Origin of the sequence: Erythrobacter sp. WG, assembly GCF_026586795.1 — a bacterium.
GTDB lineage: Bacteria > Pseudomonadota > Alphaproteobacteria > Sphingomonadales > Sphingomonadaceae > Erythrobacter.
On sequence record NZ_JAPFGY010000003.1, the window covers coordinates 35,147 to 49,251 of the forward strand.

Below are 14,105 nucleotides of genomic sequence, written 5' to 3' on the forward strand. Positions count from 1 at the left end.
TGAGATCCGTTCGCCTCGAGCGAAGTCGAGAGGCTGCCTCGCACAGGTGTCTCGACTTCGCTCGACACGACCGGAAGGGGTGGAACTACGAAAGCGCCGCCTTCACCAGCCCGCTCGCGAGCTTCCCGTCGATCACCGCGCCGTGCCGCGCTTTCAGCTCGGCCATGACGGTGCCCATGTCCTTCATGCTCGATGCACCCGTCTCCGCCTTGATAGCCTCGATCGCCGCGCGGGTGGCGGCCTCGTCCATCATCTGCGGCAGAAATTCCTCGATCACCGCGAGCTCCGCGCGCTCGACCGCCGCAAGCTCCGCGCGGCCGCCATTGTCGTACATCTCGATCGATTCGCGGCGCTGCTTGGCCATCTTCTGGAGCACGCTCACCACCAGCTCGTCGTCGGGCGTGGGCTTCGACGCGGTGCGCTCCTCGATGTCGCGGTCCTTGATCTTGGCGGCGATCTGGCGGAGCGCGGCGGTGCGGTCCTTTTCGCCTGCCTTCATCGCGGCGATGGTGGCGGCCTTGATGTCGTCACGGATCATTTCGATATTCCTGTGGATGGGGTTGCGGCCCGCGCCCCTAACGCAATTCAAGGCACACGCCTAGGTTGACGGCAGGGGGCGAGGGGCCTAGCGGGCAAAACTTAGCACCATCGCCGGTAACACCATCAACGGAGCGCCCCATGGCCGACCCCGCACCCTCTCGCGCGCAACCTTCAGGGGCGTTTAACAGTGGGCGCCCCTCGGGGGCGACGGGAGTCCTCGTCCTGGCTGATGGCACGGTGCTGTGGGGCAGGGGCTTCGGCCATGTCGGCGCGAGCGTGGGCGAGGTGTGCTTCAACACCGCGATGACCGGCTACCAGGAGATCATGACCGATCCCTCCTACGCAGCCCAGATCGTCACCTTCACCTTCCCGCATATCGGCAATGTCGGCGCCAATGGTGAAGACGTCGAGAGCAAGGTGGAGGGCGCGGTCGGCTGCGTGGTGCGCGAGGACGTGACCGAGCCCTCCAACTTCCGTTCGGCCGAGCGGTTCGTCGAGTGGATGGCGAGGAACGGCAAGATTGGGCTGGCGGGCATCGACACCCGCGCATTGACCCGCCGCATCCGCCATTCCGGCGCGCCCAATGCGGTGATCGCCCACGCGCCGGACGGCAAGTTCGACCTCGACGCCCTGCTGAAGCGCGCGCAGGAGTGGCCGGGGCTCGAGGGCATGGACCTCGCGATCCGCGTCACCCGCGACAAGCACGAGGGCTGGGAGGGCGGCTACTGGACCCTCGGCAAGGGCTACGGCCGCGCGCCCTGGTCGAAAAAACCCGCCCCGTCGGTGGCGGGCAAACAATCCCCGTTCGTGTCGAGCGACGTCGAGACACAAGGCGAAGGCCTCTCGACTGACGACAGAATGTCGGCAGTTCATCCTGAGCCTGCCGAAGGGCTCGAGGCGAACGGAGGCGGCGATTTGCCTCATGTCGTCGCGATCGACTACGGCTCCAAGGACAACATCTTCCGCAATCTGGTGAAAGCCGGGGCGCGGGTGACGGTGGTGCCCGCCAAGACCTCGTTCGACGAAGTGATGGCCTTGCAGCCCGACGGCGTGTTCCTCTCCAACGGCCCGGGCGATCCGGCGGCGACGGGCGAATATGCCGTGCCGGTGATCAGGGCGCTGCTCGATGCGGATGTGCCGCTGTTCGGCATCTGCCTCGGCCACCAGATGCTCGCGCTCGCCGCGGGGGCGAAGACGATCAAGATGCACCAGGGCCACCGCGGCGCGAACCACCCTGTCCAGCGCGTCGGCGAGGGCTGGGGGGAGACCACCGGCCTCGTCGAGATCACCTCGATGAACCACGGCTTCGCGGTGGACGCGGCGACCTTGCCCGAAGGTGTGGAGCAGACCCATGTTTCGCTGTTCGATGGGACGAATTGCGGGATCGCGATCAAGGGCAAGCGGGCGTTTGCGGTGCAGTATCACCCCGAGGCGAGCCCGGGGCCGCAGGACAGCTTCTATCTGTTCGAGAAGTTCGTGGGGGGGCTGTGATGGCTCAGCCAACATACTCCCTTCCCCTTGGGGAAGGGTTGGGGATGGGGGTTCGGCGGTGAGGGGGCAGGGCTACTCATCGGGTGTGGAGCACCCATCCCCAACCCCTTCCCTCAAGGGAAGGGGCCTAGCGATTTCGCGCTATGGCTATCTCTTGCGCAATTACCGTCAGAACGCCGTCCAAGTTCTCGAGAACCTCGTTGTTCCAGAAGCGGATCACGCGGTAACCGTGGGCCTCGATGATGCGCGTGCGGTTCGCGTCGGCGGCACTGCCGGAATGCTGCCCGCCGTCGAGTTCGATGGCGAGGCGCAGGCTCCGGCACGCGAAGTCGGCGATGAAGTTGCCGATGGGAAACTGCCGGGTGAACTTGGCGCCCTCGAAGCGGCTCGCGCGCAGGTGCAGCCACAGGCGCTGCTCCGCATCGGTCGCATTGTTGCGCAGGTTGCGCGCGAGGCCTGTCAGTTTCTTCTCCGCCATCGTGGCACACCCATCCCCAACCCCTTCCCTCGAGGGAAGGGGCTTTCAATAGCAAAGCTCACCTGATGCCCAAAAGAACCGACATTGCCTCGATCCTCGTCATTGGCGCTGGCCCGATCATCATCGGCCAGGCGTGCGAGTTCGATTACTCCGGCACGCAGGCGATCAAGGCGTTGAAGGAGGAGGGCTACCGGGTCATCCTCGTCAACTCCAACCCAGCGACGATCATGACCGATCCGGACTTTGCCGACGCGACCTATATCGAGCCGATCACGCCCGAGATCGTCGCCAAGATCATCGCCAAGGAGCGGCCCGATGCGCTGCTGCCGACGATGGGCGGGCAGACGGCATTGAACTGCGCGCTGAAGCTCGACGAAATGGGCGTTCTCAAGGAATACGGCGTCGAGATGATCGGCGCGAAGGCCGACGCCATCGACAAGGCCGAGAACCGCCAGCGCTTCCGCGAGGCGATGGATGCGATCGGGCTGGAATCGGCGCGCTCGGGGGTGGCCAATACGCTGGAACAGGCGCGCGCGGTGCTGGAGCGCACGGGGCTGCCCGCGATCATCCGCCCCAGCTTCACCCTCGGCGGCACCGGGGGCGGGATCGCCTATAACAAGACCGAGTTCGACCAGATCGTGCGCGAGGGCCTCGACGCCTCGCCCACCACCGAAGTCCTCATCGAGGAATCGCTCCTCGGATGGAAGGAGTTCGAGATGGAGGTTGTGCGCGACCGCAAGGACAACGCGATCATCATCTGCTCGATCGAGAACGTCGATCCGATGGGGGTCCACACCGGCGATTCGATCACGGTCGCCCCGGCGCTGACGCTGACCGACAAGGAATACCAGATCATGCGCTCGGCGAGCATCGCCGTGCTCAGGGAAATCGGCGTCGAAACAGGCGGTTCCAATGTCCAGTTCGCGGTCAATCCGAAGGACGGGCGGCTGATCGTCATCGAGATGAACCCGCGCGTATCGCGCTCCTCGGCGCTCGCCTCCAAGGCCACCGGCTTCCCCATCGCCCGCGTCGCCGCCAAGCTCGCCGTCGGGTACACCTTGGACGAGCTCACCAACGAGATCACCGGCGCGACGCCGGCCAGCTTCGAGCCGACCATCGACTACGTGGTGACGAAGATCCCGCGCTTCGCCTTCGAGAAGTTCAAGGGCGCGCAGCCGGACCTCTCGACCGCCATGAAGAGCGTCGGCGAAGTCATGGCAATCGGCCGCAATTTCCAGGAATCGGTGCAGAAGGCCCTGCGCGGGCTCGAGACCGGGCTCGACGGGTTCAACCGCGTGCTGGAACTGGAAGGCGCCGGGAAGGACGTCATCACCGCCTCGCTTTCCCGCCGCACCCCCGACAGGCTCCTGAAGGTCGGGCAGGCGTTCCGCGAGGGGCTGACGGTGGAGGAGATCGCCGCGGTCACCTTCTACGACCCGTGGTTCCTGCGCCAGATCGAGGGGATCATCGCCGCCGAGCGGCAGGTTCAGAAAGATGGCCTGCCGCGCGATGCCGCAGCGCTGCGCCGCCTCAAGGCGATGGGCTTCTCCGACCGGCGCCTCGCCACCCTCGCGGTGCGCTCGGTGGGGGTTGCGGGCGGGCTTGCCGAGACGCAGGCGAAGCGTTCGGGCCTGCTGCACGATGCCCTCCAAGCCATGGCGGGCGCGACCAGCGCCGCGGAAGTGCGCGCGCTGCGCCACAAGCTCGGCGTCACCCCGGTCTTCAAGCGCATCGACAGCTGCGCCGCCGAATTCGAGGCGATCACGCCCTACATGTATTCGACCTACGAGGCCCCCACCTTCGGCGCGCCCGAATGCGAAGCGGCCCCATCCGACAGGAAGAAGATCGTCATCCTCGGCGGCGGCCCCAACCGGATCGGGCAGGGCATCGAGTTCGACTATTGCTGCGTCCACGCCTGCTTTGCGCTTGCGGAGCAGGGCTTCGAGACGATCATGGTCAACTGCAATCCCGAGACCGTCTCGACCGACTACGACACCTCCGACCGCCTCTATTTCGAGCCGCTGACCGATGAGGACGTGCTGGAGATCCTGCGGGTCGAACAGTCGCAGGGTGAGCTCCTCGGCGTTATCGTGCAGTTCGGCGGGCAGACGCCATTGAAGCTCGCGCAGGCGCTGGAGGATTCGGGGATCCCCATCCTCGGCACCTCGCCCGACGCGATCGACCTCGCCGAAGATCGCGAGCGCTTCGCCAAGCTGGTCAGCAAGCTGAAACTGAAGCAGCCCGACAACGGCATCGCCCGCAGCCGTGACGAGGCCGCCGCGGTCGCCGCGCGGATCGGCTATCCCGTCCTGCTGCGCCCCTCCTACGTGCTCGGCGGCCGGGCGATGGAGATCGTCGACAGCGAAGCCCAGCTCGACAGCTACATCGCCACGGCCGTGAACGTCTCCGGCGACAGCCCGGTGCTGATCGACCAGTATCTGCGCGATGCCATCGAATGCGACGTCGATGCCCTGTGCGACGGCACGGAAGTCCGCATCGCGGGCGTGATGCAGCATATCGAGGAGGCGGGCGTCCACTCCGGCGATTCCGCCTGCACCCTGCCGCCCTACAGCCTGCCCGCGGATATCATCGCCGAGATGGAACGCCAGGCCGAGGCGCTGGCCTTCGCGCTGGGTGTGAAAGGCCTCATGAACATCCAGTTCGCGGTGAAGGACTCCACCGTTTACCTCATCGAGGTCAACCCGCGCGCCAGCCGCACCGTGCCCTTCGTCGCGAAGGCCATCGGCCAGCCGGTCGCGAAGATCGCCGCGAGGGTGATGGCGGGCGAACCGCTGGCGAACTTCCCCGCCTTCAAGCGCGACCTGCCCTACATGGCGGTCAAGGAAGCGGTCTTCCCCTTCGCCCGCTTCCCCGGTGCCGACCCGGTGCTGAGCCCGGAAATGAAATCGACCGGCGAGGTGATGGGGATCGACGCCACCTTCGAGGCCGCTTTCCTCAAGTCGCAACTCGGCGCGGGCTCGATGCTGCCGCAGGGGGGCACGGTGTTCGTCTCGGTCAAGAACACCGACAAGGCGGTCATCGTCGCAGGGGTCAGGCGCCTGATCGAACACGGCTTCCGCGTGATCGCCACCGGGGGTACGCAAGCCTACCTCGCCGAACAGGGGCTGGTGGTCGAACGGGTCAACAAGGTCGCCGAGGGTCAGCCGCACATCGTCGACAAGATCATCGACGGCGAGATCGCGCTGATCTTCAACACCACCGAAGGCTGGCAATCGCTGCTGGACTCAAAATCGATCCGCCAGGCGGCGCTGGCGGGGAAGGTGCCCTACTACACCACCGCCGCCGGCAGCGTGGCAGCCGCCGCGGCGATCACGGCGATCCGGCCTGACCAGCTTGAAGTCCGCTCCCTGCAGGACTATTATGGGGATTGATTGAAACTCCCCCCGACAGCGACAAGTGCCTGACGCCGTGCGGATCGGACGGCGGCAGGCCCTTTCTTCCCAGCGGCATCGGGCACAGAGAGAGAAAGACAAGGACATATGGCGACGATGGAAAAGGTCCCGATGCTGGCCGAGGGTTACGAGCGGCTGACCGCCGACCTCAAGGTCCTGCGCGAGGAACGCCCCAGGATCGTCGAGGCGATCGAGGAGGCCCGCGCTCACGGCGACCTGTCCGAAAACGCCGAATATCACGCCGCCAAGGAACGCCAGGGCCAGGTCGAGGCGCAGATCGCCGAGATCGAGGACAAGGTCAGCCGCGCGCAGATCATCGATCCGACCACGCTGTCGGGCGACAAGATCATCTTCGGCGCGACCGTGACCCTGCTCGACGAGAACGACAAGCCGGTGCGCTACCAGATCTGCGGCCAGACCGAGGCCGACGCCAATCGCGGCCGGATCAGCTACAACTCGCCGCTGGCGCGCGCGCTGATCGGCAAGCAGGTGGGTGACGAGATCGAGGTGACGGTGCCTGCGGGCGAGAAGTTCTACCTCGTCGACAAGATCGAGTTCATCTGACTCACCGGTAAGGGGGGCGCATCATGGCAGTGGTTCCGGTAAGGCCGATTGCCGAACGCAAGGTAGCTGCCCATTTCCTCGAGGCGGGCGCCGTGAGCATGGCGGACGCCATTCCCTTCACCTCTGCCCGGCCAAGCCGCCAGCGCGCCTTCGAGCGGCTGAAGGGCCTCGATATCGTCCGCACCGATGGCCAGGGCAAGTGGTGGCTCGACGAGCACCGCTGGGAAGACCGCCGTGCGGGCCGTCTCGCCCGCGCCGGCTTCGCGATGCTGGCGGTGGCCGTGGCAGCGGCGGTGGCGGCGCTGCGCTGATCCGAGCCGAGCGGTCTCGCCCGCAGACCCCTGAAAGCGGGCGCAAGGTCCCGCTCAGACGGGGCTCGGGCTGGCTTTGCCTGGGGTCAGACCCCCTCTAGCCCCCCTTCAGCCCCCCCTCCCGATGCGTGTTTCACGTGAAACAGTCAGCCGAGCCATTTTGCCATGGCATAATTGTGGATCGCCACTGCGCGGCCCTGATGACGAATGGCGAAATCGCGGCGATGGAGCCGTTCAAAGCCCGCCTTGGCAAACACCGGCCACGCCAATTCGCTCGCCTCGGTGGTGAGGCGGGGCACCCTTGTTGCCCGCGCCTGCGTCTCGAGCGCGGCGAGCAGGGCTCCGGCGAGGCCCTTACCGGTATGCGCGGGGTGGCAATAGAGCATCTCGACGATACCGCCCTCGGCCAGAACGGTGTAGGCGAGCGGGGCGTCGTTCGCGTCCACCGCGACGAGGATCGTGTCCCCCCGCGCGGCCCAGTCCAACACACGCTGCGGCGAAAAACGCGCCGCCCAGGCCGCGACCTGCTCGGGCGAATAGGCCTTCAGCGCCGTCGTGCGGATCGCCGCCAGCGTCAGGTCGGCGATCGCACCGGCATCCTGCGGAAGGTACGGGCGGATCACCGCCATCGCGCATTTAATCTTCCGGAGTCAGCAGCTTGTGGATGTGGACGACGACATATTTCATCTCCGCATCGTCCACCGTCCGCTGTGCCTGCGCGCGCCACGCATCGACCGCAGCGTCATAGGAGCTGAACACGCCGACCACGTGGATGCTCTCGGGATCCTGGAACTCGAGCCCGCGCGGGTCCTTGACGCGGCCGCCCATGACGAGGTGGAGCCGCTGGGTAGGGGTGGTTTCTGCCATCGATTGAAGCCCTTGGGGAGGAAGGTTGCGCGTTCCTCTAGCGCCTCGCGCGCCGAGGGCAAGCCTTCCCCGCTCGGGAGCGGATCAGACCTTGGTCTTGCGCCGGATATCGCGCACCACGCCCGCCGCCACATCGGCGGTCTTGCGCACGATGTCGCGGGTGCTGTCCGCGGCAGCCCCGGCGGCGCCCGACGCTTCGGCCGAGAGCTTGCGCGCCTGCGTGCCCGCAGCCTCGCCCAGATCAGCGGCGCGCTCCTGCCCCGTGCGGGCGGCCTCGAGCAGCTCGTCGATCGCGGCCATGACATAGCCCATAACCGCCTCGCCGATCCGTTCGCCAAGCGGCGATCCGCGGCGCCGGGTAACGCGCTTCACGCTGGAGGAAGCGGTTGATGCGGCATCGGAAATCGCATCGCTGGCGGAGTGATAAGCCTCGCTCGCGAAGCGCCGTCCGGGGCGGGTCAGCAGGCCGATGACAAGGCCGAGCGCGACGGCTCCGCCGATCACGGTGAGCGGGTGCGCGCGGGTGTAGTCGGCGGCCGTCTCGGCGGCTTCGCGGGCCTGATCGGCCAGCGTGCGCTCGGCATTGCGGCGCTCGGCGGCCTCGATCCGGGCACGCAGCGCATCGCGCTTGTCGATGGGGACTAGGTCGGTCATGCGGGGTCTCCTTGAGGAGGCGCCTCGGGGGCGGGCGCCTCGGGGTCTTGGCTTGCGTCGGCTTCATCGAAGCCTTCGCGAAGCTCTTCAATCCATTCGAAAATCGGGCCGCGCGCGAACCACAGGAGGAGCGCGCCGATGAGCACGGCGAGCACGCCCTTGCGGTCCCCCGCAGCGCCTTTCGCCTGATCGAGCACGTCGCGCGCGCCGGTGCGGATGCGGGTGGAGATCGATGAGGTCACGCCCGAAGACACGCGGCTCGCGATGCCCTGCTCGCCCAGATTGTCCCGCAGGCGCGCGATATCCTCGGCGAGCACGGCGCGCGCCTTGTCGCGAAGGACCCGGTCCTCGACGAAGCGGGCGGGAAGCTGCGTCATGCCTCGCCCCCCTCACCGAACATCGCCGAGAGCGTGCGCCCGTCGGCGAGCGCCTTCATCACCAGCACCGCCACGCCGATCAGCAACACGCCGACGACGATCCCGATCGCCCCCCAGATCGTCACCAGCGGCGCGAGCGCGATCACTGCGCCCACCGCCAGCGCGATCAGCGCGAGGTTGAGGAGCACCAGCGCGAGCACCAGCCAGACGACCGCGCGGGCGGCCGTCTTGCCGGCCAGCCCCGCGCGGGTCTTCTGGAAGGCGATCTCCGCCGCAGCGTAGGTGCGCGCGTCCTCGACCAGAGCGCTGAGGTCGTCCTTGAGCGCGCCGAGCCCGCTGCCCTCGCCGTCATCGTCGAGGGTCGCTTCGGGCTCGGGCGCGGTCAGGGGCGGGTCCTCGGACCGCAGCGTGCCGGGTTCGGTATCGAGCATCGTGTCAGGTGCCTCGCGCCCGATCAGCGCCGCCCGCCGCCGAACATCCGTGCAAGAAAGAAGCCGAACACCGCGGCGACGCCGACTGCGACGCCCGGGCTCTTGCGGACCAGCTCGCGGGCGTCCTCGCCGAGTTCCTCGACGCTCTTGGCATCGAGCTTGGCCGAGGTCTCCTGCAACGTGCGCGAGGCCTTGCGGGCGTAGTCGCCATAGGGCGCGCCGAGCTTCTCGTCGATCTGGGCGGCAGTGTCGCCGACCACCTTGCCGAGCGAGGCGATCGCGTCGCTGGTCACCTTCTTGCCCTCGACGGCGAGTTCGCCGGCGCGGCCAAGTGCCTGATCGCCATAGGACTTCGCTTCGGCAACGAGATCGTCGCCCTTGCCCTTGGCCTGGCCCCCGACCACGGTAAGGCGGTTCTCCGCCTCGGCGCGCAGCGCGGCGGCACCGGCCTTGGCTTCCTCGAGCGCGGCATTGAAGCGGCTCTTGGCTTCGACGACCTGCGGAGAGGCAGCAGTCGGCTCGGCCGCAGGGGCTGCGGCGACCGCAGCTGTCTTGCGCGAGGCGGCCTTGACCGGGCCCTCGGTCTTGTCGGCCGCGCCCTTGGTGGATTTGGCGGGGGTCTTCTTGGCGGTTTGCGGGGTGTCTGCCATTGCGATTCTCCTTGTCCTTCGGCGTTCTTCTGCGTCGTTCGGCCAGCCCGGCCCGGTTCCCGCGCCATCCGCTTGCACACGGCTGCTGCCGCGCATAGGGACGGGGCGCGTTCGGCCGGTGCTGGAATCGTCACGCCAGAATCATGCCGTTCCCAATACCATAGGCACGGAATGCGCCGACAACCTAAACCACTTTACAGCCGGAGCCAAACATGACCGCGATCATCGACATCCACGGCCGCGAGATCCTCGACAGCCGCGGCAACCCGACCGTCGAGGTCGACGTGCTGCTCGACGACGGCAGCTTCGGCCGCGCGGCTGTGCCCTCGGGCGCATCGACCGGGGCGCATGAGGCGGTGGAACTGCGTGATGGCGACGCAGGCCGTTATCTCGGCAAGGGGGTGCTGAAGGCCGTCGAGGCGGTCAACACCGAGATCCGGGAGCTGCTGGTCGAGAACTTCGATGCCGAGGACCAGCGCGACATCGACCTGTCGCTGATCGCCCTCGACGGCACGGCCAACAAGAGCCGCCTCGGCGCGAACGCAATCCTCGGCACTAGCCTCGCGGTCGCCAAGGCGGCGGCGAATGCGCGCGGGCTGCCGCTCTATTCCTATCTCGGCGGCGTCTCGGCGCATATGCTCCCGGTGCCGATGATGAACATCATCAACGGGGGCGAGCACGCCGACAACCCGATCGACATCCAGGAATTCATGATCATGCCGGTCGGCGCCGACAGCCTCGCCGAGGCGGTGCGCTGGGGGGCGGAGGTGTTCCACACCCTCAAGAAGGGCCTGCATCAGAAGGGCCTCGCGACCAGCGTCGGCGACGAAGGCGGCTTCGCGCCGGATCTCGCGAGCACGCGGGCGGCGCTCGATTTCATCATGGAATCGATCGCCAAGGCCGGATTCAAGCCGGGCGAGGACATCGTGCTCGCCTTGGACTGCGCGGCCACCGAGTTCTTCAAGGACAGCAAGTACGAGATCAGCGGCGAGGGTCTCAGCCTCGCGCCGGGCGAAATGGCTGACTACCTCGCCAAGCTCTGCGCCGAATACCCGATCCGTTCGATCGAGGACGGCATGAGCGAGGACGATTTCGAAGGCTGGGCGGCGCTCACCGCGCAGCTGGGCGACAAGGTGCAGCTGGTGGGCGATGACCTGTTCGTCACCAATCCCGCGCGCCTCAAGGACGGGATCGGCCGCGGGCTTGCCAATTCGCTGCTGGTGAAGGTCAACCAGATCGGCACGCTGACCGAAACGCTCGCGGCGGTCGATATGGCGCACCGCGCACGCTACACCTGCGTGATGAGCCACCGTTCGGGCGAGACCGAGGACGCGACCATCGCCGACCTCGCGGTGGCGACCAATTGCGGGCAGATCAAGACCGGCTCGCTTGCGCGGTCGGACCGGCTCGCCAAATACAACCAGCTGATCCGCATCGAGGAGGAGCTCGGCGATTCTGCGGTCTACGCCGGGCGCGACTGCTTTCGCGCGCGCGGCTGAGCGGGCGGGGCGGGGACCGGGACGTGAAGCCCGGTCTCGACAGCCTCGAAGAAGCGTTGCATCCCCTCCTTGCCCTTGCTGGTGAGGCGCACCAGCACGCGGCGGTGATCCTCGGGATCGGGTTCTCGCAGGATCAGGCCTTCGTCGGCAAGCACGCCGAGCCACCGCAGGCCCGTCGTCGCCGGGGCCGCCGAGCCGATGCAGGCGCTCGAGACCGAAACGCTCTTGCCTTCTCCGTCGGCGATGAACAGATCCAGAAGGATATCCCAGGCAGGCTCCCCGAAAAGATCGGCATTCCCGAAGATCGCCGCGCGCTTGCGGCGCAAGGCATAGGCCGTCCGGGCAAGAGCGAGCGTGCTGCGCGCCTGATGCGTCGGGGTCGAGGGAAGAGGGGCAGCCGAAGCGCCGACCGGTCCGTCCACGGTGCCGCGCAGACGGTGCGCAATCGCCATCAACTCGTCGGCGAGCGGGTCGAACAGACCCGCCGTTGCCGAGAGCTTGGCCCCTTGCGCAGATCCTCCGTTCAGCCTTGTCTGGTCACCCATCGCTCTGCCCCTCGGCAAAAGGCCGGCGCTACGCCTGTCCGTCCTGCCCTGGCCGCAAGAATAACCTTTCTGGCGCGCGGTGGCTTTAAGGGCTAATACGCAGGTCTCTCAAATCTCTTGAGAAATATTCATGGCTTGGCGCGCCGCATCGAGCTGAAGCTGCTGGATCGCCGCATCGCAATGGGCGGCGGCGATATGGGCGCCGATCCGGTCGAGGGCGGATAGCTGCTGCTTGAGTACGGCAAGAATGGCCTGCGCGCTCGCGGGTTGCGAGGCGTCCTTTTCGATTAATTGCAAAGTCGTGTCCCACTGAAGCTCGGTCTGCCGCCACCTTCCAGGAACGCCCTCGGGCAGCGGAAGCTGGGCGGATATCGCGTTAATCGCCTCGGTAAATCCACTCAGGAATTTCCCCTAGGAATGACAGCGCGTCGTGGCGGGACATTAACCCTCGCGGGCGTTACCGACCTGCGAAGCGGTCCTGCAAGGCGAGCAGCGCCAGCGCCGCCTTGGCCGCCTCTCCGCCCTTGTCCTTCTGCGCGGGGTCGGCGCGCACGAGCGCCTGGGCCTCGTTCTCGACCGTCAGGATGCCGTTGCCGATGGCGATCCCGTCCATCGTCAGCGCCATGATCGCGCGCGCGCTTTCGCCCGCGACGATCTCGAAGTGATAGGTCTCGCCGCGGATCACCACGCCGATCGCGACGAAGGCATCGTAGCGGTCGGCCTCCGCAGCGAGCGCGATGGCGCCGGGGATCTCGAGGGCGCCGGGGACGGTCAGCACCTCGACCTTGTGGCCCTGCGCCTCGAGCGCCGCACGCGCGCCGGCAATGAGCATATCGTTGAGGTGGGCGTAGAAGCGCGCTTCGACGATGAGGATGTCGGCCATGTGGGGTTACTCCGGAATGGGATGGAAGTCGGTGATGGTGAGGCCGTAGCCCTCGATTGCGATGAGGTCGGGACGGCTGTTCGAGAGCAGCACCATCTCGGAGACGCCGAGGTCGACGAGGATCTGCGAGCCGATGCCGATGCTGCGCAGCTCCTCGCCCGGTTGCCAGGCGCCAGTGCCGACGCGGCCGGTGAGGATCACGATTACCCCCGAGCCGTGCTCGCCCACCGCCTGCATCGCGCGCTGCAAGGTGCGCTTGCGCGGGCCGGGGGCGCCCAGGACGTCGTCGAAGACCGAGATCGGATGGACGCGGGCGAGGGTGGGCTCGCCGGGGATGACGTGGCCCTTCTGGAGCACGTAGGCCTCGCTGCCCGCCACCCGGTCGCGATAGGTGATCATCCGCCACTGGCCACCGTAGTCCGAGGTGAAGGCGCGCTCCGACAGGCGCTCTACGAGGTGGTCGTGGCGCATCCGGTAGGCGATGAGGTCGCGGATCGTTCCGATCTTCAGATCATGCTTGCGGGCGAATGTGATGAGGTCGTCGAGCCGGGCCATGGTCCCGTCTTCGTTCATGATCTCGCAGATCACGCCGCTGGGGTTGAGGCCGGCGAGGCGCGAGATGTCGACCGCCGCCTCGGTGTGCCCGGCGCGCACCAGCGTGCCGCCGTCGCGCGCCATCAGCGGGAAGACGTGCCCCGGCGTGACGAGGTCGTCCGCGCCCTTGGCGGCGTCGATCGCGACCGAGATGGTGCGTGCCCTGTCGGCGGCGGAGATGCCGGTGGTGACGCCTTCCCTCGCCTCGATCGAGATGGTGAAGGCGGTCTGCATCGATTCCTTGTTGTTGCGGCTCATCGGGGTGAGGCCGAGGTGGTCGACGCGGTCCTTGGTAAGCGCGAGGCAGATCAGGCCGCGGCCGTGCGTCGCCATGAAGTTGATCGCCTGCGGGGTCGCCATCTGCGCGGGAATGATGAGGTCGCCCTCGTTCTCGCGGTCCTCGTCGTCGACGAGGATGTACATGCGCCCGTTGCGCGCCTCGTCGATGATTTCCTCGATGGTGGCGAGAACGGGCCGGTCGCCATTGGCGTCGAGGAAGGCTTCGAGCTTGGCGAGGGTTTCGGCGGTCGGGTTCCAACCGGCCTCCGTGCAATCGCGCAGGGTGTTGGCATGAAGCCCCGCAGCGCGAGCGAGGCCCGCGCGGGTCATGGCCCCCGATGTGACGAGATCGCGGACGCGTGTGATGAGCGATGTGTTCATCGCGTCCATGTATCACACTTTAGTGTGAAGGCAAGTGGGAGCATGCTGTCCGGACTTGGTGCCTATGGCCTGCCGCGATACCTGAATTGGGCTTTGCAAATAGGCTTTGGCCTGTGCGATAGATGCCCCGTCAGGGCGCGCAATCGGC

17 protein-coding genes are annotated in these 14,105 nt (G+C 67.1%); 5 read left to right on the top strand and 12 right to left on the bottom strand.

The annotated features are described in order from the left end of the window. Positions 1–85: 85 nt before the first annotated feature. A complete protein-coding gene (locus tag OPU67_RS02245) occupies positions 86–538 on the bottom strand; it encodes a GatB/YqeY domain-containing protein (protein ID WP_267617225.1) in 453 nt (150 codons plus the stop codon). A gap of 140 nt (positions 539–678) precedes the next feature. Here OPU67_RS02245 and carA point away from each other — a divergent pair, with 140 nt between their 5' ends. Then, positions 679–2,031 carry a glutamine-hydrolyzing carbamoyl-phosphate synthase small subunit gene (gene carA, locus OPU67_RS02250; protein ID WP_267617226.1) on the top strand — a complete coding sequence of 451 codons (1,353 nt, stop codon included), beginning with the start codon at positions 679–681 and terminating at the stop codon, positions 2,029–2,031. A 127-nt stretch (positions 2,032–2,158) separates the two neighbouring features. Here the strand turns inward: carA and OPU67_RS02255 are convergent, their stop codons facing one another. Then, on the bottom strand, positions 2,159–2,509 hold the full coding sequence (locus OPU67_RS02255; RefSeq protein WP_267617228.1) for an endonuclease domain-containing protein: 351 nt from the start codon (positions 2,507–2,509) through the stop codon (positions 2,159–2,161). Between the two features lie 65 nt (positions 2,510–2,574). Here OPU67_RS02255 and carB point away from each other — a divergent pair, with 65 nt between their 5' ends. From carB to OPU67_RS02270, 3 genes are all read left to right on the top strand, one after another. Then, positions 2,575–5,901 (top strand): carbamoyl-phosphate synthase large subunit, encoded by a 3,327-nt coding sequence (gene carB, locus OPU67_RS02260; RefSeq protein WP_267617230.1) that lies wholly within the window; start codon positions 2,575–2,577, stop codon positions 5,899–5,901. Between the two features lie 108 nt (positions 5,902–6,009). After that, complete coding sequence (gene greA, locus OPU67_RS02265; RefSeq protein ID WP_267617232.1) at positions 6,010–6,486, top strand: transcription elongation factor GreA; 477 nt, start codon at positions 6,010–6,012, stop codon at positions 6,484–6,486. Between the two features lie 23 nt (positions 6,487–6,509). Beyond that, positions 6,510–6,797 (top strand): hypothetical protein, encoded by a 288-nt coding sequence (locus OPU67_RS02270; protein WP_267617234.1) that lies wholly within the window; start codon positions 6,510–6,512, stop codon positions 6,795–6,797. 146 nt (positions 6,798–6,943) lie between these two features. On the opposite strand, the gene OPU67_RS02275 is transcribed toward OPU67_RS02270, so the two are convergent. The 6 genes from OPU67_RS02275 to OPU67_RS02300 form a co-directional block, all read right to left on the bottom strand. Beyond that, a complete protein-coding gene (locus OPU67_RS02275; protein ID WP_420708940.1) occupies positions 6,944–7,420 on the bottom strand; it encodes a GNAT family N-acetyltransferase in 477 nt (158 codons plus the stop codon). 13 nt (positions 7,421–7,433) lie between these two features. Then, positions 7,434–7,664: a DUF4170 domain-containing protein gene (locus tag OPU67_RS02280; protein ID WP_267617237.1), complete on the bottom strand. Its 231-nt coding sequence runs from the start codon at positions 7,662–7,664 to the stop codon at positions 7,434–7,436. 84 nt (positions 7,665–7,748) lie between these two features. Next, on the bottom strand, positions 7,749–8,318 hold the full coding sequence (locus OPU67_RS02285) for a hypothetical protein (RefSeq protein WP_267617239.1): 570 nt from the start codon (positions 8,316–8,318) through the stop codon (positions 7,749–7,751). Then, positions 8,315–8,695, bottom strand: coding sequence for a hypothetical protein (locus OPU67_RS02290; protein WP_267617241.1), 381 nt, complete (start codon positions 8,693–8,695; stop codon positions 8,315–8,317). Before OPU67_RS02290 ends, OPU67_RS02285 begins: the two co-directional genes overlap by 4 nt. Beyond that, a complete protein-coding gene (locus OPU67_RS02295) occupies positions 8,692–9,126 on the bottom strand; it encodes a phage holin family protein (protein ID WP_267617242.1) in 435 nt (144 codons plus the stop codon). Before OPU67_RS02295 ends, OPU67_RS02290 begins: the two co-directional genes overlap by 4 nt. Positions 9,127–9,149: 23 nt before the next feature. Further along, positions 9,150–9,776, bottom strand: coding sequence for a hypothetical protein (locus OPU67_RS02300; RefSeq protein WP_267617244.1), 627 nt, complete (start codon positions 9,774–9,776; stop codon positions 9,150–9,152). Positions 9,777–9,988: 212 nt separating this feature from the next. Here OPU67_RS02300 and eno point away from each other — a divergent pair, with 212 nt between their 5' ends. Beyond that, positions 9,989–11,275: a phosphopyruvate hydratase gene (gene eno / locus OPU67_RS02305; RefSeq protein WP_267617245.1), complete on the top strand. Its 1,287-nt coding sequence runs from the start codon at positions 9,989–9,991 to the stop codon at positions 11,273–11,275. Here eno and OPU67_RS02310 read toward each other — a convergent pair. The 4 genes from OPU67_RS02310 to ribB all read right to left on the bottom strand — a co-directional run bounded on the left by OPU67_RS02310 (position 11,239) and on the right by ribB (position 13,957). Beyond that, positions 11,239–11,820 carry a MarR family winged helix-turn-helix transcriptional regulator gene (locus tag OPU67_RS02310; protein WP_267617247.1) on the bottom strand — a complete coding sequence of 194 codons (582 nt, stop codon included), beginning with the start codon at positions 11,818–11,820 and terminating at the stop codon, positions 11,239–11,241. The two genes, eno and OPU67_RS02310, sit on opposite strands and share 37 nt — an antisense overlap. Positions 11,821–11,928: 108 nt before the next feature. Then, entirely contained in the window at positions 11,929–12,117 is a 189-nt protein-coding gene (locus OPU67_RS02315) for a hypothetical protein (RefSeq protein WP_267617248.1), read from the bottom strand. A gap of 160 nt (positions 12,118–12,277) precedes the next feature. After that, on the bottom strand, positions 12,278–12,703 hold the full coding sequence (ribH, locus tag OPU67_RS02320; protein WP_267617250.1) for a 6,7-dimethyl-8-ribityllumazine synthase: 426 nt from the start codon (positions 12,701–12,703) through the stop codon (positions 12,278–12,280). A 6-nt stretch (positions 12,704–12,709) separates the two neighbouring features. Next, the gene (gene ribB / locus OPU67_RS02325) at positions 12,710–13,957 is read right to left on the bottom strand and encodes a 3,4-dihydroxy-2-butanone-4-phosphate synthase (protein ID WP_267617252.1); all 1,248 of its coding nucleotides are present in this window, start codon (positions 13,955–13,957) and stop codon (positions 12,710–12,712) included. Positions 13,958–14,105 lie beyond the last annotated feature (148 nt).